Raw genomic sequence first — 24,717 nt, 5'->3', positions numbered from 1 at the left:
AATGTTTAATATTGAAAAAGGTATTGAATATGAATAGAGACTCAAGAAATAAGCTACATTTTTGGTGGTTTATAGTAACAGTAGTATGTGTTATTATTACTTATTGCTATATGAAAGCAAAAGCTACAGATAATTATAAAACAATATTACAAATTGCATCTGAAAATTGTAACTTAGAGATTGTTAAATTCTCAGTAGAAAATTTGTTAGATACTAGCGTACAGATTAATAAGTTAACAGCATTACATCATGCATCTGATTCTGGGTGTCTAAGAATTGTTGAGTTTTTAGTGAAAGAAAAAGCAAATATAAATGCTACAGGTGGGTATATGGGATGGACAGCTTTGCACCATGCAGCAGATAAGGGACATTTGGAAATCGTTGAGTTTTTACTAAGCAAAGGAGCAAATCCTACAGCTACAGCTCAAGACGGAAGAAGACCTAGAAATATGGCTGTAGTGGAATCGCGACACAATAAAAATAACAAACATTACGATAAAATCATAAAGCTACTTGCTAAAGCAGAGGATCAATACGAATCAACAAAAAGTAATCACTAAAGCTGTAAGTTTTCTATGATCTCTATATAAATCCTCAAACTATCCATAATAGATTAATACTTTCACATGAAAAAGCAAAAAATCCCAATAGCGGTAATAATAACAATAGTTCTACAGACTGTAGGATTCATATGGTGGTTGTCCAAGCTAGACTCAAGGGTACAATTTCACGATAAACTTATTGAATATGGTTTAATGGAAAAGGTACTCGTACTTGAGGAAAGGGTAAAAAATCTTTCTGAGGAATTGGATGAGCTTAAAGCTGATTTTAAGTAATTATTCTTCTACTTTTGGTGTATAAGGATCAGATTGAGATTTACGATCCTTCCAGTTTTCGATGTATTGCTCAACTAATGGAGGATCTCCTGTTATAATTAGTAGATTCTCAGCGTTTTTTTTCTGTGCGGCATCAGAAAAATTGAAAGACCCAGTTATGATTTTTTGGTTATCAATAATCATGACTTTATTGTGAGCGATTGCTGGTTTGAAATCAATATAAATCTTAATACCTTGCTCGAATAACTCATTGATGACACTATATTTTGAATGAACTTGCGACTTATCAAGAATTATCTTAACTTCTACACCTCGTTTTTTGGCTTGAATCAAGGACTCAGCAATAGGCTTTGAAGTAAATTGATATGCCTGAATTAATATGGATTTTTGAGCTTGATCTATAGCATTGGTTATTTGTTCGGCACAATTTTCTCTAGGTGTGAAGCAAACTGTAGTTTTTGGGCAACCCTGATAAAAGTGAGCAAGTTAACAGAACTAATAAATATGAAAAAATACATCCTTTCAGTTGACGGAGGAGGCATAAGGGGCATAATACCAGCCATCATTCTAGCAGAAATAGAAAAAAGAACAAGAAAGAGAGTAGCTGAAATCTTTGATCTTATGGCAGGAACCTCAACTGGTGGAATTGTTATAGCAGGATTATGTAAAAAAGATAAACCTCAATATTCTACTAATGATTTAGTCGAGTTCTATCGGGAATATGGACCATATATTTTTAAGTCTTCATTTTTTAGGCGATCAATACTATCTTGGTTTAACTGCGCACAATATCCACATAAAAATATTGAATCTGTACTGGATAAATATTTTGGAGAGGATATTCTAAAAAACACTTTAAGTAATGTGTTGATTACGAGTTACGATATTCAGAATAATTGCCCATTTTTCTTCAAAAGCTGGAAAGAAGGTAATATTAAGCTGAAAGATGCACTCAGAGCTACAACTGCAGCACCTACTTACTTTGCACCTAAATATCTTAAAATCAACCAAAAGAAAATGGTACTAGTGGATGGAGGGGTGTTTGCCAATAATCCAGCGGCTTGCGCATATGCAAGTGGTAAGAGGTTATTTCCAAATGATGATATTCTACTATTATCGATAGGTACTGGTAGAACAGATAGAAGCATAGAGTATGCCAATTCAAAGAGATTTGGAAAAATAGGCTGGATAAAACCACTATTACATGTGATGTTTGCTTCAAGTTTAGATGCAGTAAACTACCAACTTGATCAAGTTATAGCTGATAAATATATACGCATACAATCGCAATTAAAAATAGCATCACCTGACATGGATAATATTACATCAAAAAATATCAAATCTCTGCAGGAGGAGGCAAATTCAATGATAGAGAAAAATCAGGAACTGATAGATAAATTCTGTATAGAAATATTAAATATATAACTATTTTTACTTATATCTTAATATATTATTTAACACTATTAACTATCTTTAACACAATTTAATTTTCACAATCACCCAACTCATCAGCAGTTAGGGCACTTGTTCGCACAATAATATCAATAGGAATACCTTCCTTAACTAGATCTTTTGCAATCTTGATTTTCTCTGCTTTTTTAACCTTTTCTTTACCAGTTTGCATTCCTTCAGATAAAGATCTAGCTACCGTATCCAGTAATTCTTGATCCTCAATTTTTTCGCATTTACCTACAAACCGCAAAATTGGCTCATTTTCATATTCTGTTAGTCCAAGAGCTTTAATGTTAACTGATAATGTCTTTGCTATCTTATATAATATTTCAATTGGAATGTCTGTATATCCTCGTTCATAGTCGTGTATTTCTTTAGGTGTTGAACCGATTTTATTTGCCAAGTCCTCCTGAGTGTATTCCCGTATTAATCTCTCCTCTTTTATCCTTTTCCCCACTTTGTAGAGTATAGAATCAGTACAAATTTCTTTCTCTATATCATCATATTCATAAGTAGATAAGCGAGTCACTTGGGAAATAATATCAACTGAAACTCCTTCTTTCACTAGATTCTTTGCTACTTCTATTTTTGCTTCTTCTTGGCTAATTTTCTCGCTAATATATACAAACCTTACTAATGGATACAACTTCTTGCGTAATTCCTGATCCTTAATTTCTCTATGTATTTTTGTTAGATAGACTATTTCTTTATCCTCATCTTCATACCAACTATTTTCTCTTAGTACTGTTGGTCCTGGAAGTAGATCTATAACATTGACTGACAATGCTCCTGCTATTATATACGATTCTTTGATTGTAATAGCCTTGCACCCTAGTTCAAAGTTATGTATTTCCTTATGTGTTAAACCAATTTTGCTTGCTAATTTTGCCTGAGTATACCCTTGTACTATCCTACAACCTTCTATTTTTTTCCCTAGCTCGTAGCTCAATATGCTCTGAATTATCATAGATAAATCCTCTAAAAGCTGTTTTTCCTACAGAAGCAAACATATATTCTATCACAAAAAAATCCACTATTGGCTAAGTTTTTATGAAATCACAAAAATTTCTCAATCATATAATTTGTTAAGCCTGTCGTTTGCAAGATAATATCAACAGAAATTCCTTCTTTCACTAAATTCCTTGCAACTTCAATCTTCTTTTCCTCTCTGACCTTTTCTCTACAAACATGTATACCTTCAAATAAAGACTTGATTAGCATATCGCGTAATTCCCGACTCTCAATCTTTTTGTATTCTTCTATCAAGTTTGATAGCTTTTCTTCCGCTTCACTATCCTCATCTGATTCGGGAAGTAGATCTATGATACTGATTGATAATACCTTTGCTATTTCATCTAACATTTCAAGTGAGACAGCAGCTCTCCCTTGTTCATACTCGTATATTCCTTGATTTGTTATGCCAACTTTATTCGCTAAATCTTTTTGTGTATATCCTCGTATCAATCTCCACTCTTTTATCCTTTGCCCTACTTTGTATGGAACCGGAATTTTGTTCTCCTCATACTCACCAATAGATAAGTTAGTTGTTCGAGAGATAACATGAGCAGAAACTCCTACTTTCATCAAACCCCTTGCTACTTCTATTTTTACCGCTTTTCTGCTTCTTTCCTCACTCAAACGAATAAATTTGGTTAATAAATAAAATACCTCGCTTAATTCTTTATCTTTATAACCCTTTACTAAATTTAATATTTCTTCATCTTCAAAATATCTTTTTTCATCTGGTAGTGTTTCTCTACAAACTAGACCTTTAACATTTACTGATAATGCTTCTGCTATAGCATATAACTTCTTAATTGGAATTTTACGGTTCCCTTTCTCATATTGCAGTATTACCCAGTACTTTACACCAATTTTCTCAGCTAAACCCTTCTGAGTATAACCTCGCTCTAACCTCCAACTTTTTACTTTTTGTCCTACTTCATAATCTAGACTTTTTTCCACGCAAAAAACCATATATATAATATTTTCTACTATAGCTCAAAGGCTCCAGTAAACTCTGGAACCTTAAAATAAATGAATTAAAGTTCCCTAAAGGTTTCTTTACTACCTCCACATACCCTATCTACCCATGAAGACAATACTTCATCATTGCCAATCTCTTTTATAGCATACTTTTCACTCCATATACCACATCTAGTGAAATTACCTTTCTCTACTGCTTCTTGAAGTTTCACTCCCCCAAAAAGGCAGTTTTTTCCTATTTCTTCGCCTCTTTTTTGTAATTCAGCCCACATTTCCTTGTTTTCTACTCTGACTTGTACTTGATCATATTTTTTTACATCATGGTACAATATAATATTTAGCTGACCAATGCTTGTAGGAAATTCTAATATAATAGAGCTTTCATCTGACATATCGATATAGTTTCTTATACCTCCCTTCTCACTTTTAACCTCAACTGCATCATTACCAATTTTTAAAATATTACTTCCTAACTTTCTCAGTATTTTGGCTACTTCTATCTTACTATTTTCAGAGAACTCTACATACGATGTTGTATTATCTATCTCAACATCTATTAATTCTCCTTCTTGCACAGCACTTTCGCCAGCTTTCTCTAGTTCTTCTAGTCTCTCATCTATATGTGGCTGAACTTCTGGTTGTAGCTCATCATAGATTTCACCTATCAGTTTATTCTGTAGTAGAGTATCATGAAACTCTGCACCGCTTAACATTAATTTACGTATTACCTTTTTACGATCAACCTTATCAAATTTATGAAAATGTGTACCTAATACTACATACTCTGAGAAACTCCATTCCCCATCATTACATGCATTTAGCCTTGCTCCAGCAGCTAGTGCTTCGTCTACAACCTTGTGCAGTTCATTTGGACTTTTTGCTCTTACCACAGCACTCTTAAACCAGCTCAACTTTTCACTTTCGCTTATACTTGGCTTTATTTTTTGCAAGGCGGAGGTAAATGGATTTTTATCTTCTTGATCACTTGCAGGTTTTGTGCCATAAACATAGTCAAATCCTTTCCCACAGTTGATTTTGTTTTCGCGAACTTCTCTACCAGGGAAAGGTGCTATTTCCTCAGGCTTTTTAGCCTTATTAATTTTGCTTACAAAGGTGTTAGTACGACCTATTCCTACAATAGCATTTAACACCTCACCTTTTGATAATCTATCAAGATCAATGTTTAACTCGTAAGTACCTCCCTCTTGATCATCAAAAGGTACAATTATTTTATTACTCATATTAGCCTCCGCTATTAAATATACTTAACTAAGTCTATAACCGACTTTATTACTTTATTATTAATTTAATATATACTTTTTCATTAATTATAAGTAACAATTAATGTGTTTGCAAATACTTTCTTCATTCAAGTAGTTAAACAACTCATGAAAATCTTCAAATATCTGCTTTATAACAGTCCTTGCTCTTTAAAGCTAAAATACCCAACACTTGTGATGATAATGTGATCCAGTAACCTAATCCCTATAGTCTGACAAGCTTTAGCCAAGTCTTTAGTTACAGCTTCATCCTCATCAGATGGCTTTAACCTTCCTTCTGGATGGTTATGCGATATTATTATTGACGTCGCTTTTCTTATTAATGCCTTTCTTGTTACTTCTCTTATGTAAAAAGGTACCTTATCCACTGTACCAGTGAACACTTCTTCCCCCTTTAAACGGCACTTTTGATCAAAATATATTATTTTCATCTTTTCCTCCTCTGAATAGCCAATACTAACCCTTAAATATTTTACTATGGTTTCCAAGTTATCCATTACAGGTCCTTTCTTTAACTCTTCTCTTGGTACTCTCTTTGCAGCTTCCTTTAGACATAAAATTACTGCTACTGTAGAGTCAGTTATCCCTTCTATAGTTTTCAAGTCATCTATTTCCTGGCCTAAAACTCCTCCTATTCCAAAATTATCTATTAGCTTTCTAGCAATAATTCGAGCTTCTTCCCTGTCATGCACTGCACTTAGAAACGTTTCTATTACTTCACGATCAAGTAGTGCTTTACCGTTGCTTTCTAATGCTCTGAACTCTATTTCTTCTCTACGATCTTTCTTATTATTCATAAAAATTACCCTTCACTAATAACAAAATGTTTTTATATATTTACTGCTGTTTTTTTGTCAGCATTGGCATAAAGCCATAGCTTTTGAGTGAAGTCAAATCAATTTCTCAATCTTTTTTACTTATTTTTTCATGAATAGGTAAGGATATTAATATATACTGATTTTTTATTTTAAATTTGTTGAATTTCGTCTAAAGAGATGCCCACTGTTTTTAAAATAATATTGATAGAAATTCCTTCCTTAACTAAATTCTTTGCAATTCTCATCTTTTCTACTCTCTTCACTTTCTCTTTGCAAACTTGTATGCTTTCAAACAGAGATTTTATTAGTACATTACGTAGCTCTTGGCTTTTAATCTTTTTATATTCTTCTATTAACCTTGATAGCTCTGCTTCACTATTCTCATTTTCTCTTGTTTCTGGAAGTAGGTCTGTAATACTAATTGATAGTACCTTTGCTATTTCATCTAACATTTCAAGTGAAACAGCAGCTCGTCCTTGTTCATATTCATATATTCTTTGATTTATTATGCCCACTTTACTTGCTAAATCTTCCTGAGTGTATCCTCTTCTCAACCTCCATTCTTTTATTCTTTGACCTACTTTATACGGAATGGAAATTTTTTTCTCATCATTATCATATTCATCAATAGATAAACTGGTCGTTTGAGAGATAACATGAGCAGAAACTCCTTCCTTAACTAAACCCTTTGCCACCTCTACTTTTACTGCCTTTCCACTCTCTTCCTCACTAATACGGATGAATTTAGTTAATAAATAAAACGTTTCACGTAATTCTTGATCCTTAATCTCTTTATGTCTTCTTACTAGATTTAATATCTCTTCTTCCTCATACCTTTCCTCATTTGATACTTCTTGTCCGCAAGCTAGGTCTCTAGCAGTTGTTGATAATGCTTCTGCTAATTCATATAACTTCTTAATTGAAATTCTGCGTGTTCCTTTTTCATATTGCAGTATTACCTGATATGTTGTATCGATTTTTTTTGCTAAATCTTTTTGAGTATAACCTTGCTTTAACCTCCAGCTCCTTACTTTTTATGCTATCTGATACCTTATAGAGATATTTGCCATAAATATTATACAGGTTAATACTACCAAATAAAGATATACAAAAACTTCTATGTTTGCATTTTAGTTGAATATTTCTTCACAATTGTGTATAATTATTAATGCTTTTTAGATTAATTCGTCATGGCTCTTTCGAAGTTTCTCGATCCAAAATTAGATTTAACATTTAAGAAAATCTTTGGTACTGAAAAAAATAAGAATATCCTTATCCATTTTTTGAATGATATCTTAGGCTTTACTGGAGTCAATGCTATTCAGGATGTTGAGTTCCTCAGCACCATTATGAATCCTGAGATTGCTTCTGATAAACAAAGCATCGTTGATGTCCTCTGTAAGGATTCTCTCGGAAATAGGTATATTGCGGAAATGGTGCGACCTGAAAGCCTTCGGTCATATTGTTTAAAAGGAGAGGAATTCATTCAGAAAGAAACTGAAAGGATTCTAAAGCTTATTGAACCAGATGTTTTGCCATCTGAGTCTACGCATCAGTGCGAATTGGGTAACCAGTTGGTGCCGAGCGACGCGGACAATGAACCTCCTCTTGATAAAGAAGATGCTCAATCGTAAGAGAAAGCATAAACTACAAGCATCATGTGGTTGGAGGGCTAGGCTTAGTGGTATGGTGAACGTAAGTGAAGCTTCATAAGTATCGTAACGATTAAAGAGCTAAAGATGCTGATAAGCTCCGACCAAAAGGTAATGTGGATGAGTTACATTTTTCATTTCTGGATGTACGCAAATAATAATTCCACCGGTATAGAGAAGCCACCTAACCCACTATTGTATGACAAAAGGAACAGGATAAGCCTGTATTTTCGCCTATATGGCAGGCAACCCGCAAGGAATGCTGATGGATGTGCAGGTAAAGGATAATGGAGAAAGCGAATGCCATTTTGTAACGAAATGGATAGAATTTGTAACATTAATTCGCGTGAAAACGAGCAGACTTCCATTTGGTCCCTCATGACAAGAAACTTTGTTAACCACTTAAGGTAGGAAAGCAGATGATTACAAGTACAACTGTAAGTGCACCTACCAATAACTCCGAAGCATGGAACCAGTTACCCTGGAAGAAATGCCAAAAAGTTGTTATGAGGCTACAGAGGCGTATTGTTAAGGCTGTCCAACAAGGCAGATGGGGTAAGGTGAAAACTTTACAACACCTTCTCACACGCTCTTTTAGCGGCAAAGCTTTGGCGGTTAAGAGAGTAACTGAAAACCAAGGAAAAAACACAGCAGGTGTAGATCGTCAAATATGGTCAACTTGCAACACAAAATTTCAAGGAATAAAGCTATTAAAACAAAGAGGATACAAACCTTCTCCGCTAAAACGGATATACATCAGTAAGTCTAATGGCAAAAGAAGACCTCTTGGAATCCCTACGATAAAAGATAGAGCCATGCAAGCATTATACTTGTTTGCTTTGGAACCGATAGCTGAAACGATCAGTGATCGTCACTCTTATGGTTTTAGACCAAAAAGATCCTGCGCAGACGCTACTGTGGCTTGTCACTTGTTACTGGCAAGCCGTAACCAACTACAATGGATACTCGAAGGTGATATTAAAGGGTATTTTGATAACATTAACCATGAATGGCTCATGAAGCATATTCCTATGGAGAAGAAAATTCTTCATAGCTGGTTAAAAGCTGGCTTCCTAGAATCAAAAACTCTGTATTCCACAACTGCAGGTACCCCACAAGGTAGTATCATCTCTCCAATACTAGCAAATCTAGCCCTAAATGGACTTGAAAAATCATTGGAAAGTCAATTTGGTAAACTTGGCAGTAAAAGAAGAAGCAAAATCAGAAGTGGAGTAAATGTAATCAGGTACGCAGATGACTTTATCATTTCAGGAATCACACGCGAAGTACTGGAAAATGAAGTAAAACCTCTAGTATCGTCCTTTCTTCAGGAGAGAGGTCTTATCCTTTCCGAAGAGAAAACAAAAATTACATCTATTACAACAGGGTTTGACTTTCTTGGTTGTAATGTACGCAGGTATAATAAGAAGTTAATTATAAAACCTTCAAAAGAAAGTATTAAGAAACTTCTTAATAAAGCACGTACATTGATAAAGGCAAACATAGCGAACACTCAGGCCGTACTAATCAAGTTGCTCAATTCCCTATTAAGGGGATGGGGAAATTACTACAGCCATGTGTGTGCGAAAAGAGCTTTTAACAAAATAGACCATGAAATTATGTGTGCTCTATGGAAATGGGCAAAGAAAAGACATCCTCGTAAAGGATTACGTTGGATAAAGAATCGTTACTTCAAGGTAATGAAACAACGCCAATGGGTCTTTGCTGCACCCATATGCAAGAACAAACCGAAAGAGATAAGGTATTTAAGACTGCTTAGGTTGATTGATATACCTATCAGACGACATGTTAAAATCAGGGCGGATGCAAATCCACTTGACTTAAAATGGAAAAAGTATTTTGATGAAAGAGTGAAACAAACAAAAATTTTAGCAAGCTCTTTCTCAAGAGAAGGTTCTCTACTGTTGGTGTCACCATTAAGAATGATGTTTTCTGAGGAATCATGAAGGACAAGCCGGTTCGAGAAAAGAAGGACTTAGATAAGGGGCTCAAGCGTAGTGTGGGGAAACCTGCATGCTGCGTTTCTAAGGGAGGGAGTAGTAGCAATACTACTTCCTTACCTAACCAGCTCGCTCGTGATAAAGGCTTTGAAAAACGCGCTCAACTCTATGCTGCTAAGGCTTACTCAAGACAGTCTGGTAATTACATTGATTTTAAGAAAGTATTCTTTATTGCTATTTCTAATAGTACTCTTTTTCCTTCAGATGTTTATTATATTTCCACTCATAATATACGCGATATAAAGACTAACGGACATTATTTAAAAGATTTTCAATTTGTCTTTATTGAACTACCTAAATTTACAAAAAGCAAAGTAGAGCAGTTGGAAACTACTGTTGAGAGATGGTGCTTTTTCTTTAAGTATGCAGAAGAAACTACGGATGAAGATTTAAGAAAAATAGCAGAAAAGTCACCAATAATAAAGCTAGCATATGATGAATTAGATAAGTTTCATTGGAATGAGAAGGACCTAGTAGCTTATGAAGAAAGAGTAATGGATTTACAGAAAGAAGCTGCTATCTTGGAACAAAAAATCGATGATGCTAAACATGAAGGCATCCAAATTGGAGAAGAGAAGGGCAGGAAAGAAGGCATCCAAATCGGCCATCAAAAAGGTAAAATTGAAGGTAAAATTGAAGTTGCAAAAAACTCACTTAAGGCCGGTGTTTCTATAGATGTTATAGCTCAAATTACCGGTCTCTCTCATTCTGAAATCTTGCAACTCAAGGAAAAAACATAATATTCCTACTTATTAACTCGAACATTTATGAAAACCTTTCTTAAGTTAGACATATCCCTTAACTAAGAGTCTAATGAACTGTCTAAAACAGCTATGAAGATTGCACAAAGAATTATATAAATTACTATCATAACGTTACCCAAACTTCTATATCAAAGCTACGTGCTGTAAGTTCAATATGGAAAATACATTAATCACTTAGCATTTAATGTCTACTTCATCCATTTTAGCATTAAGACTATCAAACTTGCTACTGGTTGTTTCCCTAATTATTTTGGCTACCTTCACTTTAAATTTTCCACTACTTGGCATATTACCTCTTATATTATAACCTACCTATTGAGATTACCTCCAAGCTTGGTTACTCCTATCTCAGAAAGACAAGTTGATACTTTGTCCTTTGAATGGCCTTGAACGGAAGCATTACTTAAATAACTTTGAGGCTCTAAATTCATTTGCTTTGCACCATCAACTTCTAATCTACCATCTCCGCTGTGTAATGTCCGTTGTATTGATCGATTTAGTACAACATTTAGCCTGCTATTAAACTCTACCATAAACTTGTCAAACTTCTTCGAACTTAACTTACCAGGACATCCTGCTTCTCTACTAGGACATGCTTTCTCTAAATACGAACTTAAAACTCCTGAGATCTCATCAAATTTACCACTCATGACTTTTCTAGTAATTTCTTCTTGTACTTTTATAAAGTCAATATCTAATCGATGTATTGATATTTTGCTATCCCTTGCAGCTTGTTCTACTACTTTCCTAAATCCCTTTTTAATGTTCAATGCATAGCCCTGTGCTTCTAGTGGAGATATAGACTGGTCTACTGTAAAAATGTACTTCTGACCTGTAACCTTTCTAATTAATAAGTCAAGCAACATTATTGTACCATTTACATCTATTGGTGCATCAACTTGTGAGATTGAACTTGTAGTACTTAATGTTTCCTCAGGTAAAGCAGCTCTAAACCCACCTACAGAACTTTTCACCCAACTAAACAAATCATTTATCCATGAAGATGGTCTTGTGCTACTACTTGCTGCTATTTCAGGTTGACCACTTGAATCTATAGCAAGAAGATTACGTGATAAGTGACTACGATGATGATCATGATCTCCATGGTGATGACGGCGTTTACGTTGTGCAGGTTTTTCTCTTTCTTCCTTGAGTTTTCCCTCTAAGTATTCCACAATATTATTATATCCTTTATCTCTAGCAATATCTAGCGTTGTTTTACCAGCCTTGCACTTAGCATTAATGTTGGCCCCCTTACCTATTAGGTACTCCAACATACCTAAATGACCACTCCAAGAAGCCCAGTGCAGTGGTGTATGACCTTGCTCATCAGTATCATTAACACCTACTCCCTCTTTGCTAAGAAGAAATTCTATAATATTCTTGTAATCGCTTTCAGCAGCAATATGTATAGGATTTTTGCCATATTCATTCTCAGCATTAATATTGGCACCTCGATTAAAAAGATCTATAATTTTATTAAGACCACCACTTTTTACTGCGATCAACAATTTTTTATCTAAATCTAATTGTGTTTGTTTCAAATACTCTACAACATCACTAAGTTTTTGATAGGCAGCAATATCTAGCGGTGTTGCACCAGCCTTGCACTTAGCATTAATGTTGGCTCCCTTACTTATAAGGTATTTTACTACATCTAAATAACCAACAGCAAGGTGCAGAGGGGTATCATCATTGTTATCTTTAACATTAACATTAGCTCCCTTGCTTATCAGATCTATAGCCTTATTAAGATCACCACCTTTTGCTGCGATCAACAATTTTTTATCTAAGTCTAATTGCGTTTGCTTCAAATATTCTACAACATCACTAAGTTTTTGATAGGCAGCAATATCTAGCGGTGTTTTACCAGCCTTGCACTTAGCATTAATATTGGCTCCCTTACTTATAAGGTACTTTACTACATCCAAATAACCAGTAGCAAGGTGCAGAGGGGTATCATCATTGTTATCTTTAACATTAACATCGACTTTCTCTTCATCTATAAAATATTTTACTATATCTAATTTACCGTTGGAAGCAGCACAGTGCAGGGGAACTCTGCCACTATTATCTCTGATTTCTAAAATATTTTTCTCACCCATAGAACATTTAATTATATCTAAATGATTACCTAAAGAAGCATTACATGGAAGAGTGCTACCATTATTGTATTTAAATATTGAATTAGCGTATTCTTCTATCAAAAACTTTGCAACCTCTAAACGTCCTCTCCATGCAGCATAGTGCAGTGGTGTGTAACCTTGTTTATCAGTATCATTAATACTTACTCCCTTGCTAAGAAAAAACTCTATGATATCTTTACTATTATTCTCAGCAGCAACATGTATAGACTTTTTACCATAAGGGCCTTTATCTGCAGCATTAATATCAGCGCCTTTCTTTACCAAAAACTCTGCAACTTCTAAATGACCTTTGTATGCAGCCCAATGTAGTGGTGTCCAGCTGTACTTATCTCTAGTATTAACATTAGCATTTCGACTAATAAGACTCTTCACTTTATTGAGATCGCCATTTTGTACTGCAGTCAGCAATTCTTTATCTAAATCTGACTGTACTTGTTCTATTATTTGTATTATATCTGTATAACCTTCTTGCACAGCCAAATCCAAAGGTGTTTTACCATCCTTGTCTTTAGCGTTAATATTAGCACCTTTATTGAGAAGAAGTTTGACTGTACTTGGTTTATTTCCTTGTATAGCTAAATGTAAAGGTGTTGAACCGTTATTATTTACATCATTAATGCCACTAGCATTTCTATCTAAAAGAAATTCAACTATTTCAAGCTTACTATCATACTGAGCAGCCACATGTAAAGGTGTATTACCATACACATCTTTAGCTTTAATATTAGCGTTCTTATCAAGAAGAAACTTAACTATGTCGAACTTGTTGCTAAAAACAGCAAAGTGTAAAAGTGTCCAATCATTACTACCTTTAGTATTCAATCCAGCACCTTGATTTGCAAGGCCTTCAACTTTATTGAGATCTCCATCTTGCACTGCAGTCAATAATTCTTTATCCAAATCTAACTGTGCTTTTTTCAAAAATTCTATTACATTTACGCGATTCTTTTGAGCAGCTAAGTCTAAAGGTGTTCTACCGTCGGCAGTTAAAGCATTAATATTAGCACCTCTCTCAACAAGATACTTAACTACATCTAATGAACCCAATTGAACAGCCCAATGAAGAGGCATCCAACTTTCATTATCTTTGGCATTAATATCAGCACCATTATTTACGAGAAGTTTAACTATATTTGAATTATTCTTTTGAATTGCCCAGAACACAGAGGCCCAACCCAGCCTACTTTGAGCATTAACATTAGCACCTCGTCTGAGATTGTCTTTAACTTTGCCAAGATCTTCTTTTTCTACAGCAATCAATAACTCCTTGTCCAGATTTAATTGTGTTTGTTTTAAAATTTCTACTATATCTGTGTAACCCTTTTGCTCAGCCAACTCTAAAGGTGTTTTTCCATCTTTGTTTTTAGCCTTTAAACTAGCTCCCTTTTCGATAAGATATTCCACTACTTTCAAGCGACCATTACTACAAGCATTATGTAGAGCAGTATTATCTTTAGTCTCTAAATTGGCACCTTGAGCGATAAGATCTTTTACTTTATCAAGATTACCACCCCTTGCATTAATTAATAACCCTTGATCCAACTCTGCCTTCTTCAAAATTTCTATCATATTTCCTTTAGCAGCCAATTCTAAAGGCGTTTTGTTATTCTTATCTTTAGCATTAACACTAGCACCTCTATCAAGAAGGAGTTTTACTACGTTCAACCTTCCTGCTTCAACTGCAAGATGCAAAGGCTTTTTATTATCTTTGTCTTGAGATTCAATGTCAGCACCTTCATCAAGAAGAAATCTGACCATATCTAAATTACCCTCTTGAACAGCAAAATGTAAAGGTGTTCCCTGATATGTTATTTCATTATTAAATTTAGCACCGTTACTAACAAGAAGTTTTACCACATTCCATTTACTTGACTGAGCAGCATAAAGTATCGGTGTCCAATCACGCCCGTCTTGAACTTCGATACTTGCACCTCTGTCAAGAAGGAATTGAACCATATCCAAATTATTTCCTGATGCAGCAAAGTGTAAAAGTGTTTTACTTTCCTTATCTTGAGCATCAATATTAGCACCTCTATCAAGGAGTAGTTTTACTATACTACATTTACCTGACTGAGTAGCAAGAAATATTGGTGTGTAATCAAACTCGTCTTGAACTTCGGTATTAGCACCTCTGTCAAGAAGAAGTTTGGCCTTATCCCATTCACCAGCTCCAGAAGCAAGATGCAAAGATGTCCTACCAAGTTTACCTTGAGCATTTATGTCTCCACTGTTTGGAGCCTCTAAAGGTATAGAATTCTTTTGTGAATTAATAATAGAACTCACATTATTTAATTCATCAATACTATCTGAATTACGTATTTTATCTATTTCGTTACTTAATAATATTTCTTTGTCAGCAAATTTTATAGATAATGTTTCCATTTTAGGTTCTTTATAGAAATCTTTAAAACGTATAATACACAACTCACTTGCCTCTATATCAGCATTAAAGGCATTGGTAACTATCAAATCATATTTATCATGAAGATAGGTATACTGCCCTGCTTTTTTAGATATGATTAGTTTATTCTTTTCTTCCACGTCTTGAGGTGTTACTACAATAATTTTCTCATCAGAAATAAAGAATGAAGACTTTAAATCTAATTTATCATCTATTTCCACAGGGGCATTATCAAAAATAATTTGTAATTTTTTACACCACTTATTTATAAGTGCATCTTTCAGCTTGACTGTTATTACATTTTGCTGCAAGCCGGTAGCTGATATAGATAACTTAATTAATAAATCACTTTTGCCTTTAATAACTGTTGGTATCGGTTTTATACTCAAATCCCTATTTATCTGCTGCACCAACTGATGTAGGTCTAATGTACTTCTTAAACTTTTCTTTCCATTGACATCATCATTAATCACTACTTCTTGAATAGGGAAGTTTTCAATATCAAGTGTTTCATAACCTGAAGTAATTGCACATACATCGTTTCCGCTTAGAACAATATTTCTTCTCTCACTTGCATTGAGTTCATTACATACATCTCTCCTCATAGAATCCGCAGCATTGCTTCTCCCTCTATTATTTAAATAACTATCTAAATATAACTTATTTTTTGACTGATTTAAAAAGGTATGCCTTTCAACATCTTCCACTATAGCAGATATTCTACTTGCTATTTGCTGACTATTTTCTTCAGTTAATATTAACTGATAGTCCACTGCAGTTTGATTATAACCATTTAATTCTCGTATGCTACGTCTCTTGCGAGTAGATCCACAATTTTCAATTTTCCACTTAAATTGACCACCCTCTTCATTTGAAGGCCAGGTAAACACATACCGCCTGTTATTGTCAACTTGGAAAGTAGAAGCACTATTAGGTGAATATAAGTACCTTCCATACTCAACATTCTTGAGATACACATTATCACCATTAGGCTCAACCTTCCACTTAAATTTATCACTATTGCTATTTGAAGGCCAGGTAAACGCATACCGCCTACCCCTGTCACAATCGTTTAAGTGGTATGTACAATCATCATTAGGCGAATACAAATACCTTCCATACTCAACATTCTTTAAATACACATTATCGCCATTGAGCTCAACCTTCCACTTAAATTGATCACTATTTCCATTTGAAGGCCAAGTGAACACATACCGCCTATCCCTGTCACACTTGTTTAAGTGGTACATGCAATCATTATTAGGTGAGTACAAGTACCTTCCATACTCAACATTTTTAATACATATCTCTGAAGAAAATACTGCATTTCTCACTGATTCTGGTAATTTGTTTTTTAGCTTTTCAAGATCAGATTTCTCTTCTGAATTGACGCTAGGCGTTGTCATGGTCTCTCTAATAGAGTAAGCTAATTTGAACATTGCACCATCATTCTTTGGTATTTTGTCAAACGCAGCTATATAACCTGGAATAAACTGACCAATATAATGGTGACTGCGTATAAACCTTAATATTCCTTCTATACCTACACCCGCGTATGTGTCATTTACAGCTTCCTTAATTGCTTCATTAAACAACCTTTCATCGAAATTATAAACCTTATCTATGAGTTCAATAGTCGAAGCACTACGACTATGCAGTATACCCTCCTTTAGCACCTTTTTGGCTGCACTTTTTATTGAATCTCTTAAACTACTTATACAAGACTCTACCAATCTTTTTGCATTAGATGGAATATTTGCTTGGTTAACAACTTCCTTCTTTAAAAATCCAACCTGTTTTATCATTTTAGATGCGTCATTACTTTTAGTCTTGATCCTGTTACAAAGAAGTTCAATTACACCTGAGTCATTATTGTAAGCAGCTAAGTACAGAGGTGTTCTACCATCGTTGTTTTTAGCCTCGATATCAGCACCTCTATCAAGAAGAAGATTAATTATATTTTGCTTGGCTTCTTCAACAGCCAAATGCAGGGGTGTCTGACCCTCCTTACTTCTAATTTCAATGTTAGCACCTTTATCTACAAGAAAACTAACCATATCAAAGTTGCTGTAATGAACAGCATAGTGTAAAAGTGCCCAATTATCATCGTTGCAACTAGTTAAGGCATTAATGTCACCTTTCTTCTCTAAAAATGATTTAAATACACTTTTGCTTAATTTCACATTACCGTTGTAAACAGCATAATTCAAAGCTGTCCAGTTCTGTGAACACTGATTTTTATGTTCAACATCAGCAGTACTTTTTTTAGCAGCTTTATCAAGAAGAACTTTAACTTCATCCTCTTTACCTTCATAAACTGCTGTGCTTACCAATGGTTTTAATACCCCCAATCCTGAAGTTATCATCCGCTTATTGCACTGATCTATTATGTCTGAATCATAACCATTCAGCAAAAGATCATTTTCTAACTTTTCAAGCAATGTTAAAATCTGATTACTACTTGGCGTTTTATTTTTTAATTCCTCAATTTGTTCTAAATTACAGGAACTTTCTGTAAAGCTAACCCGGTCTTGCAGTGAAGGAAAACCAAGACATTGATGTGCTGGGTCTCTATTTTCTCTTTCAAAATCGTCAACTGATATTAAACATTTAAAGTCATTTTCTACTTTAGGAGTATATTTACTTCTATTTTGGTAATTTTCTGAAGCTTTATCAATTAAAGCTTGTATTTTTCTTACCTCAGATAAACTAAACCTATCTAATCTACGGAGCGTTATTGGTTCTAAACCTAGATCAAACTCCAACGTAGAAATTCTATAAGATTCAGAATTATTCCAATTGTTCATGTTGATCGTATGATTAGACTTCTTATCACGAAATATCAGATCTGTACCACTACTAGAAACTTCAACCTGATCCGGAGTAATATTTTTTAGTACCATTACTCCTATTCGTTCCTCATCTTGTCCTACAGAAATAGAGATATTTTTTTCTAATTTTTGATTGTGCTGAATGATACTAGTAGAATCACTAAAGTCTTCAATATATTCTTTTACAATTCTTTCATAATCACCTCTAAGTTTATCCTTATACTCCACTACATTATCAACATTTTCTAATAAGCCAGAAGATAGGAAAAGGTCATTATTATTCCATAAAGAATAAGAAATATTTTTCCATTTATTTCGGTTAGTATAAAACCCTTCTATTCTAATAATAAAAGGAATTTCACTTTCTCTTATTAATAAGAGGTCATCTTTATCTTTATATTTTTCAATATCTTCAAGACGGGAATCTATCACTACATGATCATCTTGAAAATCTTTAGGTAACACAAACATGTTTTGAGCTTGTGTAGAGTGGAAAAAAGGAACTAATTTACCCTTTCCCGAAGAAGAGGGAGAACAAAACATTGATTGTATATTGGGGATAAAAGTTTCTCCTTTTTTGTTCATAACTATAAGATGCCTATAATTAGGATCTTGAAAGTAATTTTTCACTCGAATGTTACTATTATTGTATTTTAAATACAGATCACATTGCTGGATTGAAAAATCTTTCTCAACTGCCGACATAAATAGTGTATCTAGTTTTTTATCACTTGAGTTATTATCAATTTTAACTTCTCTACTATTTATATCATTGCTAATAAAATACACATCACTTCCTCCTCCTCCCCTAGCAAACATAGTTCCTTGATCGAAGTTTATTACATCATCTTCCAGAGAACCAAAAACCATATGTGGAACTGCACTATTACCATGATTCTGTACTCTATCTCTGATAACACTAAAGACTTTGTAATCCTTGTTATTGTTTAGAATTTTCTTATAATGACTTGCAACATCGTCAAAATTATCTAAGGAATGTTCTGAATGTAATTCAAATGAAGTAATTTTTATAGTTGATGAGTCTGATCTTTCAATCTTAGGAACAATATTACTACCATTTTTGTCTATTAGTGCAAAGTGAGGTTTATTACTGCTTTGCTCGACATAATTTTTTACATCAAGAGTAATTTGATTGTTTTTACCAAAATTTATTTTTAAAGATAAAGTATTACTATTTGTAGAGTAAGTTATTTGATCACAATCATCTAATAAATCAATTTCCGGAAAAATTACAGTTCCTGTTCCATCTACATCAATTTCTGAATATAAACCCTTACCTTTGTAGTCTGCAGCTTTTACGTAAAAAGTATAGTTGCTCTTTCCACCCTTAACTGTAGTATACGGCGAAATAATTACTTTTTTACAATTTTCAACTACATCTTTCTCATTTTTATTAGAACCACCACTACTATCTATGATAACGTCACGATCATCGATTCCTGTAAAGTGTTCAGAGTAACCCATGCACGAAATCTCATCCACCTTGTTCTTTCTTCCAACATAGTAGTAATTAAAGATGCCATTATTATCAATTTGATCATTGATTAGCCAACGACCATTTACTCTTGCCTTTAATGACCCAGAGGCACTAGGCTTAAAACGATAGTTAACATTCACTCCTATAACTGTATCTTTCAATTGGCTCAAATCAAGTATATTAACAGAGTTACTTTCACCAATAATTTTACCTGAGAAGTCAACGTTATTTACAACAAACCTATTTACTACCTTATTACTACCACCAGTTATGTTTGCTGTACCTGAGCCAATTAGAAAATTATTGTTCCACTCGTTACTTCCAACGACGGTACCTCTGTCCACATTGCTTAAATCATAAATAATTGTTTTGTCCTTTTGCATCATATTTACTCTCTTATCATGGCTAATAACCATTGCATTATCACAACAGTACTTAGCCGATGGAACTGAGCTTTTAATACCCTTTTCATAATCTTGACTAGTACTGTGTGGCAAACAAATCATGCTAGCACCTTCAATATAATCAGGTATAACACGCGAAAGATCTTGTGTATTGGCATTTTTCCTATTCATCATAATCGTTGCATAATCTGGACGAAGAGTATTACCGTTTATTTTTCCAAGACCAATACCATAAGCAACAACATTACTAGGGTCATTATTTAAAGCTTTCCAAGCTCCTTTAGCTAGACTATTAACCATTTCCTTTCTTGCTGCAAGATGTTGTACATCTTGTGGTACAGGTTGAAAAACAAATGTATGCCAAAAAATACGCCAATTTTCATCATGGGTTGTATCATACTTTTTCTCGTACTCCACGATATTGCTAACACCACTATAAATTCCATAACCTACCATGAGCCCAAACCCAACTGCAATACCAACTACCGGCATACTTGCTGCTGTAAGAGCAACACCAGAAACAAATGACACACCAGAAAAAGATATAGATGCTATATTATCTCTTATTTCCTTTTCTCCACATGGATTATCACTATCCTCTCTTTTTTTACAATCAACAAGATTACTTGCTGACATACCTATATCAACAATATCAAAAACACCAGCTATAGCTCCTGCCGTACCTTTTGCTATTGTACTTCCAAACTTTACACCTGCAATCCGAATAGCAAATTTTGTCTGTTTACCCAGAGTGCCTGATACAATTTTTCCTGCAACCTTTTCAGCTGATGCTACAACTTTTGGAGTAATTTTAACCATTACATTCTCAATTGGTTGAGACGCAAAAGACCATCCTATCCCACCTAAATTTAATCCACAATCTGTTGCTGTTCCATCCTTACAAGACACAATGGCACCATGGATTCCTCTTATTAATTGTATCCCACCTGCAGCACTCATTAATCTGCTTTTTAATTTCGGGCTTTTTATTAAACCACTATTTTGCTGTGAAATGTCACCGTGCAAATTCTTAATACGTTCATTTTCAATATAACGTCCGTACCCTTGATCTTCAACTACCTTATCAAATAAGTACTTATGATTACCTTCGATATTTTTGTCTCCAACAAACTCTACTAGCTGAGCATTTTTCTTTTCACCTTGACTACTTTTGACATAAGTTAGGAACTTTTCACTATCAATTATAATCTTATCTATATTATTTTCATCTACCCTTCCCTTAATAAACTTTTTTACATCATCCAATGAAAATAAACAAGGATTAATACTTCTTCTTTTTCTACTACCTTGTTTTACACAATTATTCAGGTCAAATTTCTTTCTAGGTGCTTGTGTCCCAGCAAGTACAGCCTCTAAGTTAGCTATACGTTGTGGATCTATACTTAATATGTTTGAAATATCTTCTCTCATACGTATAAAATTATTTTCTCTTCTTTGAATTCGCAAATGGTTACGTATTTCATCAGGAATATTACTTAATCTATTTCCTTGCAACACAGTATTAATATCTCTAGCGTTTTCTAACGCCCATAAGCCGCAATTATAACCATCTCTTTGTTGAATAACAGAAACATCATTAACGGTAATTTGAGCCTGTTGTAAAACTTGACGAATATTATCTGGAACATTATTACCCAACGAGTCTACATAGTATCCATTATACTGCCCATTTTGATGGGAGACGACCAACGTAACCCAGTGATTATTATCTAAATTAACAATTAAAGTTAATGGCCTTCTTTCACCTCTTGTTGTTACGCTATTCTGAAACTGTTGCAATTGATTAACTATATGTTCTGGTGATCCCACTATTTCAAACAATGTGTCAATTCCATAATCGTATTTTATTCTTGCAATATCAGCTATATCATGTTGTTGAAGCCAATAATGATAATCTTTTTCTGCTGTTGCAGATTCTAATGTACGTAAATTCTCCTCTTGTATACCAATATTTTTGAGTCTCTGAGTTACCTCTTGTATTTCTTCTAAATGTTTTCTCTTAGCTATGTCAATAGAACTATGAACTACTATAGCAGAAACAAACTCATCACTCGTTAATATTAAAGAATTTTTATCTTTAGCCTTCATATTAACAACCACACCCATGAAAAACATTTTATCACTATCTGTAATTGCTTTCAGTGCCGCCCCTTTAGCATATCTAACATTTTGTTCTTTTGTTAATTTATCAACTTCTTTTTTCATTCCTTCTTCATCTAAGTTTTTATCTATAAGCTTAAATTCTAGCGCTATAGGAGTGTATTCTTTAGTACCCTGAGGTGAAGGACCAATACCTTGAATTACCATATCTACACGACCACCTGCTCCTACTTGAAATTCAGGTATAATTACAGTCTTTGCAGAATCTTGTTGTTTTGTAGAAGTCTCTTTTAGCTTCAAATCACTGTAACTACTAAGTAAACCATTAAGAACAGCTTGTAACCTTGCTTCATTAGTAATCAAATCTTTAATAGGGTAAATCGTATCTGCTACTTCAGTAAGCAACACTTTATACGCTTGCAATGAACCCTCACCGTCAGAAGCATGTTGAGAAGTGATTGCTTGATCAAGTTTTGCCCTTAATTCATCAGCATGAGGTATCTCAAGAAAACTACCTCTAAATTGCTGAACGGTGCCACTTGGACTATAGTTACTTATTTGCTTTATCTCAAAAAGTTCTTCAAAATTTGACCCTGTCTCATGTTTTTTGAGACTCATTTTAATTTCTATGACATTACCTACTATTCCTATTCCAGGTATGTCCAGCACTGGAATTTTTTTATTAGCATAGAATTCTTTTGTATTGGACTCTCGTATATGAAAAATAAATGCTGTTTTCTCTTGCCCTTCATTACCTTGAACAAATATTAATGTCATAACCGGGCTTTTAGATAAAGTGTATTCTGTTCCCCGAGACCATTCGAGCGGGTACTCATCATATGAGTATATATATTTTTTTACGTTACCCCGATCTTGACCAATCTTGTTGATTAAAATTGATTGACCTAACATATCTCTACTGAAATAGTAATGATCTTTTGTTTCTTTATTTGCTGGAAAAGTATGGTATTCACTTGATAACAAACCTGCTATCTCCTGCTTAAAATCTTCTTCAGAAATTTGTTGATTATTCCATCTTTGAGCTAATTTTACAAATTCCTCCATCAAAGGAGCTGGTGGTTGTTTAATAGGTTGTACTTCAGTTTTAAACGGTTCCGCGTCATCTAAATTTAACCCAACAGCAATGGCATTATCTGCATTGGTTAAAATCCTCATCTTATTTGCTCTAAAACCTTTTATATAATCTTTAGCTTGCTCAAGTGCATCACTTGGATCAATTTGTCCTTCAGTTCCAGCCTTGAGTTCAATAAGAATTGGAACTGAATCAACAGCACGATTAGGCCCACGAACAAGCAAAACAATATCAGCGTAACCCCCTCCAGCAAATTGTTCCAAATAGAGTTTGGTATTATCACGATATCGAAAATTATCGAATATTCCTGCTACAAAACCATGTTGATCAGCTTCACGAGCCTTAATGCCATAAACATTAGCTTGTAAGTCTAAATTGGTATGAATTTTTTTAATATAATTTAGAATGGCTTTAAGATTTTCCTTAGCTTGACGTGTATCTGAACTGACAAGCTTTTCTATATAATCCTCTAGGTAAATAGATTTACCCAGCTTTTTTGTCACTTCCTGAAACTTCACTATAGGCTCGATGGGTTGATCTACAATCTTCTTTTTACTTTCTACCTTAATGTTTATTTTTTCATCTTCTCCATCACTCTTTAAGGTATATCCTTTTGCTGACGTGATTCTTGATAACTCCTTCCTGGCATCATCACTAAGATCTTTACCTTGCTTACCTAGAAACTGCTTGACTTCATCGAAAACCTTGCCTTTCAATTGGTCACGACTAACCTCGATTGTTTTAACATTACCATATACATTCTTAGCTTTATACTCTAGCACACCATCCCTTTTCAGATATAAGTATAACTTCTTTGATTTAACATCTTTGTCTGATTTAGGCTTGCTTTTTACTAACTCATACTTATCTTTTAAAATTTTTATTACATCAATTTGAAGCTTATGCGCATCTGATTTAGTATAATCTCTACCCATCACATTCTTCCACTCACCTGTGGTGAATTCGAAATTCTTAGTATTTGTTTGTTTAGAATGTTGAGCTTCTATATCTTCAGTGAAAATAAAAACATGTATTTTGGATTCTGTTTCTGCTACAACTTTTAAAGTTCTCGCCCCCTCAAAACGAAAGTGCAATTTCTTTATGCCTAACTTGTCATTAAGTTTAGTATCTAATACACTGGAAAAAGAACCTAAAAATCGATGAGGAAAAAAGCCAGGCTTTTCACTAGAATGTAAATAAGATTGTATTTGATCAACCAACGACTGATATCTTGCTTCAAAAGATTGATCTACTGCATTAGAAGTTGAAGAATCTACTTTCCCCAAAAGCAACTCAATTAACTCGAAACCTTGTGGTTTTTCTTGCTGTTGATTGTTATCAACCATAACCTCCTCCTGATTTTAACCTTTTACAATTTTTACTCTTATTTAAACTCTTTGCATGCTTTCATTA

General features: G+C 34.0%; 11 protein-coding genes and 3 pseudogenes. 7 read left to right on the top strand and 7 right to left on the bottom strand.

Annotation, left to right across the window (positions count from 1 at the left end; translation table 11 throughout):
* The first annotated feature begins 29 nt into the window (after nt 1-29).
* Both ACQH2O_RS04085 and ACQH2O_RS04080 read left to right on the top strand, forming a co-directional pair.
* Nucleotides 30-560 carry an ankyrin repeat domain-containing protein gene (locus tag ACQH2O_RS04085; protein ID WP_230609188.1) on the top strand — a complete coding sequence of 177 codons (531 nt, stop codon included), beginning with the start codon at nt 30-32 and terminating at the stop codon, nt 558-560.
* A gap of 66 nt (nt 561-626) precedes the next feature.
* Complete coding sequence (locus ACQH2O_RS04080) at nt 627-836, top strand: hypothetical protein (RefSeq protein WP_425385053.1); 210 nt, start codon at nt 627-629, stop codon at nt 834-836.
* Here ACQH2O_RS04080 and ACQH2O_RS04075 read toward each other — a convergent pair.
* Nucleotides 837-1,253 (bottom strand): annotated as a pseudogene (locus ACQH2O_RS04075) (phospholipase D family protein); the annotation flags it as partial. It abuts the gene before it with no gap.
* Between the two features lie 87 nt (nt 1,254-1,340).
* Between ACQH2O_RS04075 and ACQH2O_RS04070 the strand changes: the two are divergent.
* A complete protein-coding gene (locus ACQH2O_RS04070) occupies nt 1,341-2,261 on the top strand; it encodes a patatin-like phospholipase family protein (protein WP_425385052.1) in 921 nt (306 codons plus the stop codon).
* Nucleotides 2,262-2,319: 58 nt separating this feature from the next.
* On the opposite strand, the gene wmk (ACQH2O_RS04065) is transcribed toward ACQH2O_RS04070, so the two are convergent.
* The 5 genes and pseudogenes from wmk (ACQH2O_RS04065) to wmk (ACQH2O_RS04045) all read right to left on the bottom strand — a co-directional run bounded on the left by wmk (ACQH2O_RS04065) (nt 2,320) and on the right by wmk (ACQH2O_RS04045) (nt 7,442).
* On the bottom strand, nt 2,320-3,255 hold the full coding sequence (gene wmk / locus ACQH2O_RS04065; protein ID WP_425385051.1) for a WO male-killing family protein Wmk: 936 nt from the start codon (nt 3,253-3,255) through the stop codon (nt 2,320-2,322).
* 89 nt (nt 3,256-3,344) lie between these two features.
* Nucleotides 3,345-4,265 carry a WO male-killing family protein Wmk gene (gene wmk / locus ACQH2O_RS04060; RefSeq protein ID WP_265042202.1) on the bottom strand — a complete coding sequence of 307 codons (921 nt, stop codon included), beginning with the start codon at nt 4,263-4,265 and terminating at the stop codon, nt 3,345-3,347.
* A 65-nt stretch (nt 4,266-4,330) separates the two neighbouring features.
* A complete protein-coding gene (locus tag ACQH2O_RS04055) occupies nt 4,331-5,515 on the bottom strand; it encodes a hypothetical protein (protein ID WP_425385050.1) in 1,185 nt (394 codons plus the stop codon).
* Between the two features lie 170 nt (nt 5,516-5,685).
* Nucleotides 5,686-6,351, bottom strand: a complete 666-nt coding sequence (locus tag ACQH2O_RS04050) for a JAB domain-containing protein (RefSeq protein ID WP_143688756.1) — start codon at nt 6,349-6,351, stop codon at nt 5,686-5,688.
* A 170-nt stretch (nt 6,352-6,521) separates the two neighbouring features.
* Nucleotides 6,522-7,442, bottom strand: a pseudogene (gene wmk, locus ACQH2O_RS04045) (WO male-killing family protein Wmk).
* 120 nt (nt 7,443-7,562) lie between these two features.
* Between wmk (ACQH2O_RS04045) and ACQH2O_RS04040 the strand changes: the two are divergent.
* The 4 genes and pseudogenes from ACQH2O_RS04040 to ACQH2O_RS04025 all read left to right on the top strand — a co-directional run.
* Nucleotides 7,563-7,808 (top strand): annotated as a pseudogene (locus ACQH2O_RS04040) (PD-(D/E)XK nuclease family transposase); the annotation flags it as partial.
* Between the two features lie 454 nt (nt 7,809-8,262).
* Nucleotides 8,263-8,406, top strand: coding sequence for a hypothetical protein (locus ACQH2O_RS04035; protein ID WP_173862902.1), 144 nt, complete (start codon nt 8,263-8,265; stop codon nt 8,404-8,406).
* 37 nt (nt 8,407-8,443) lie between these two features.
* On the top strand, nt 8,444-9,991 hold the full coding sequence (gene ltrA / locus ACQH2O_RS04030; RefSeq protein WP_425385049.1) for a group II intron reverse transcriptase/maturase: 1,548 nt from the start codon (nt 8,444-8,446) through the stop codon (nt 9,989-9,991).
* Nucleotides 9,988-10,785 carry an Rpn family recombination-promoting nuclease/putative transposase gene (locus ACQH2O_RS04025; protein WP_425385048.1) on the top strand — a complete coding sequence of 266 codons (798 nt, stop codon included), beginning with the start codon at nt 9,988-9,990 and terminating at the stop codon, nt 10,783-10,785. Before ltrA ends, ACQH2O_RS04025 begins: the two co-directional genes overlap by 4 nt.
* 332 nt (nt 10,786-11,117) lie before the next feature.
* Here ACQH2O_RS04025 and ACQH2O_RS04020 read toward each other — a convergent pair whose 3' ends face one another.
* The gene (locus ACQH2O_RS04020; protein WP_425385047.1) at nt 11,118-24,650 is read right to left on the bottom strand and encodes an ankyrin repeat domain-containing protein; all 13,533 of its coding nucleotides are present in this window, start codon (nt 24,648-24,650) and stop codon (nt 11,118-11,120) included.
* Between the last annotated feature and the right edge of the window lie 67 nt (nt 24,651-24,717).

The organism is Wolbachia endosymbiont (group B) of Schoenobius gigantella, from assembly GCF_964031005.1.
Lineage (GTDB): Bacteria > Pseudomonadota > Alphaproteobacteria > Rickettsiales > Anaplasmataceae > Wolbachia > Wolbachia pipientis.
Note: the sequence above shows the minus strand (reverse complement) of the source record. Positions and strands in the feature narration are given on the sequence as shown.

What these genes read in the sequence shown, in the direction of transcription:
- ACQH2O_RS04050 (WP_143688756.1), bottom strand. Translation starts at nt 6,351, where the DNA reads ATGAATAATAAGAAAGATCGTAGAGAAGAAATAGAGTTCAGAGCATTA.
- ACQH2O_RS04020 (WP_425385047.1), bottom strand. Translation starts at nt 24,650, where the DNA reads ATGGTTGATAACAATCAACAGCAAGAAAAACCACAAGGTTTCGAGTTA.
- ACQH2O_RS04025 (WP_425385048.1), top strand. Translation starts at nt 9,988, where the DNA reads ATGAAGGACAAGCCGGTTCGAGAAAAGAAGGACTTAGATAAGGGGCTC.
- ACQH2O_RS04035 (WP_173862902.1), top strand. Translation starts at nt 8,263, where the DNA reads ATGGCAGGCAACCCGCAAGGAATGCTGATGGATGTGCAGGTAAAGGAT.
- ACQH2O_RS04055 (WP_425385050.1), bottom strand. Translation starts at nt 5,515, where the DNA reads ATGAGTAATAAAATAATTGTACCTTTTGATGATCAAGAGGGAGGTACT.
- wmk (WP_265042202.1), bottom strand. Translation starts at nt 4,265, where the DNA reads ATGGTTTTTTGCGTGGAAAAAAGTCTAGATTATGAAGTAGGACAAAAA.
- ACQH2O_RS04070 (WP_425385052.1), top strand. Translation starts at nt 1,341, where the DNA reads ATGAAAAAATACATCCTTTCAGTTGACGGAGGAGGCATAAGGGGCATA.
- ltrA (WP_425385049.1), top strand. Translation starts at nt 8,444, where the DNA reads ATGATTACAAGTACAACTGTAAGTGCACCTACCAATAACTCCGAAGCA.
- wmk (WP_425385051.1), bottom strand. Translation starts at nt 3,255, where the DNA reads ATGATAATTCAGAGCATATTGAGCTACGAGCTAGGGAAAAAAATAGAA.
- ACQH2O_RS04085 (WP_230609188.1), top strand. Translation starts at nt 30, where the DNA reads ATGAATAGAGACTCAAGAAATAAGCTACATTTTTGGTGGTTTATAGTA.
- ACQH2O_RS04080 (WP_425385053.1), top strand. Translation starts at nt 627, where the DNA reads ATGAAAAAGCAAAAAATCCCAATAGCGGTAATAATAACAATAGTTCTA.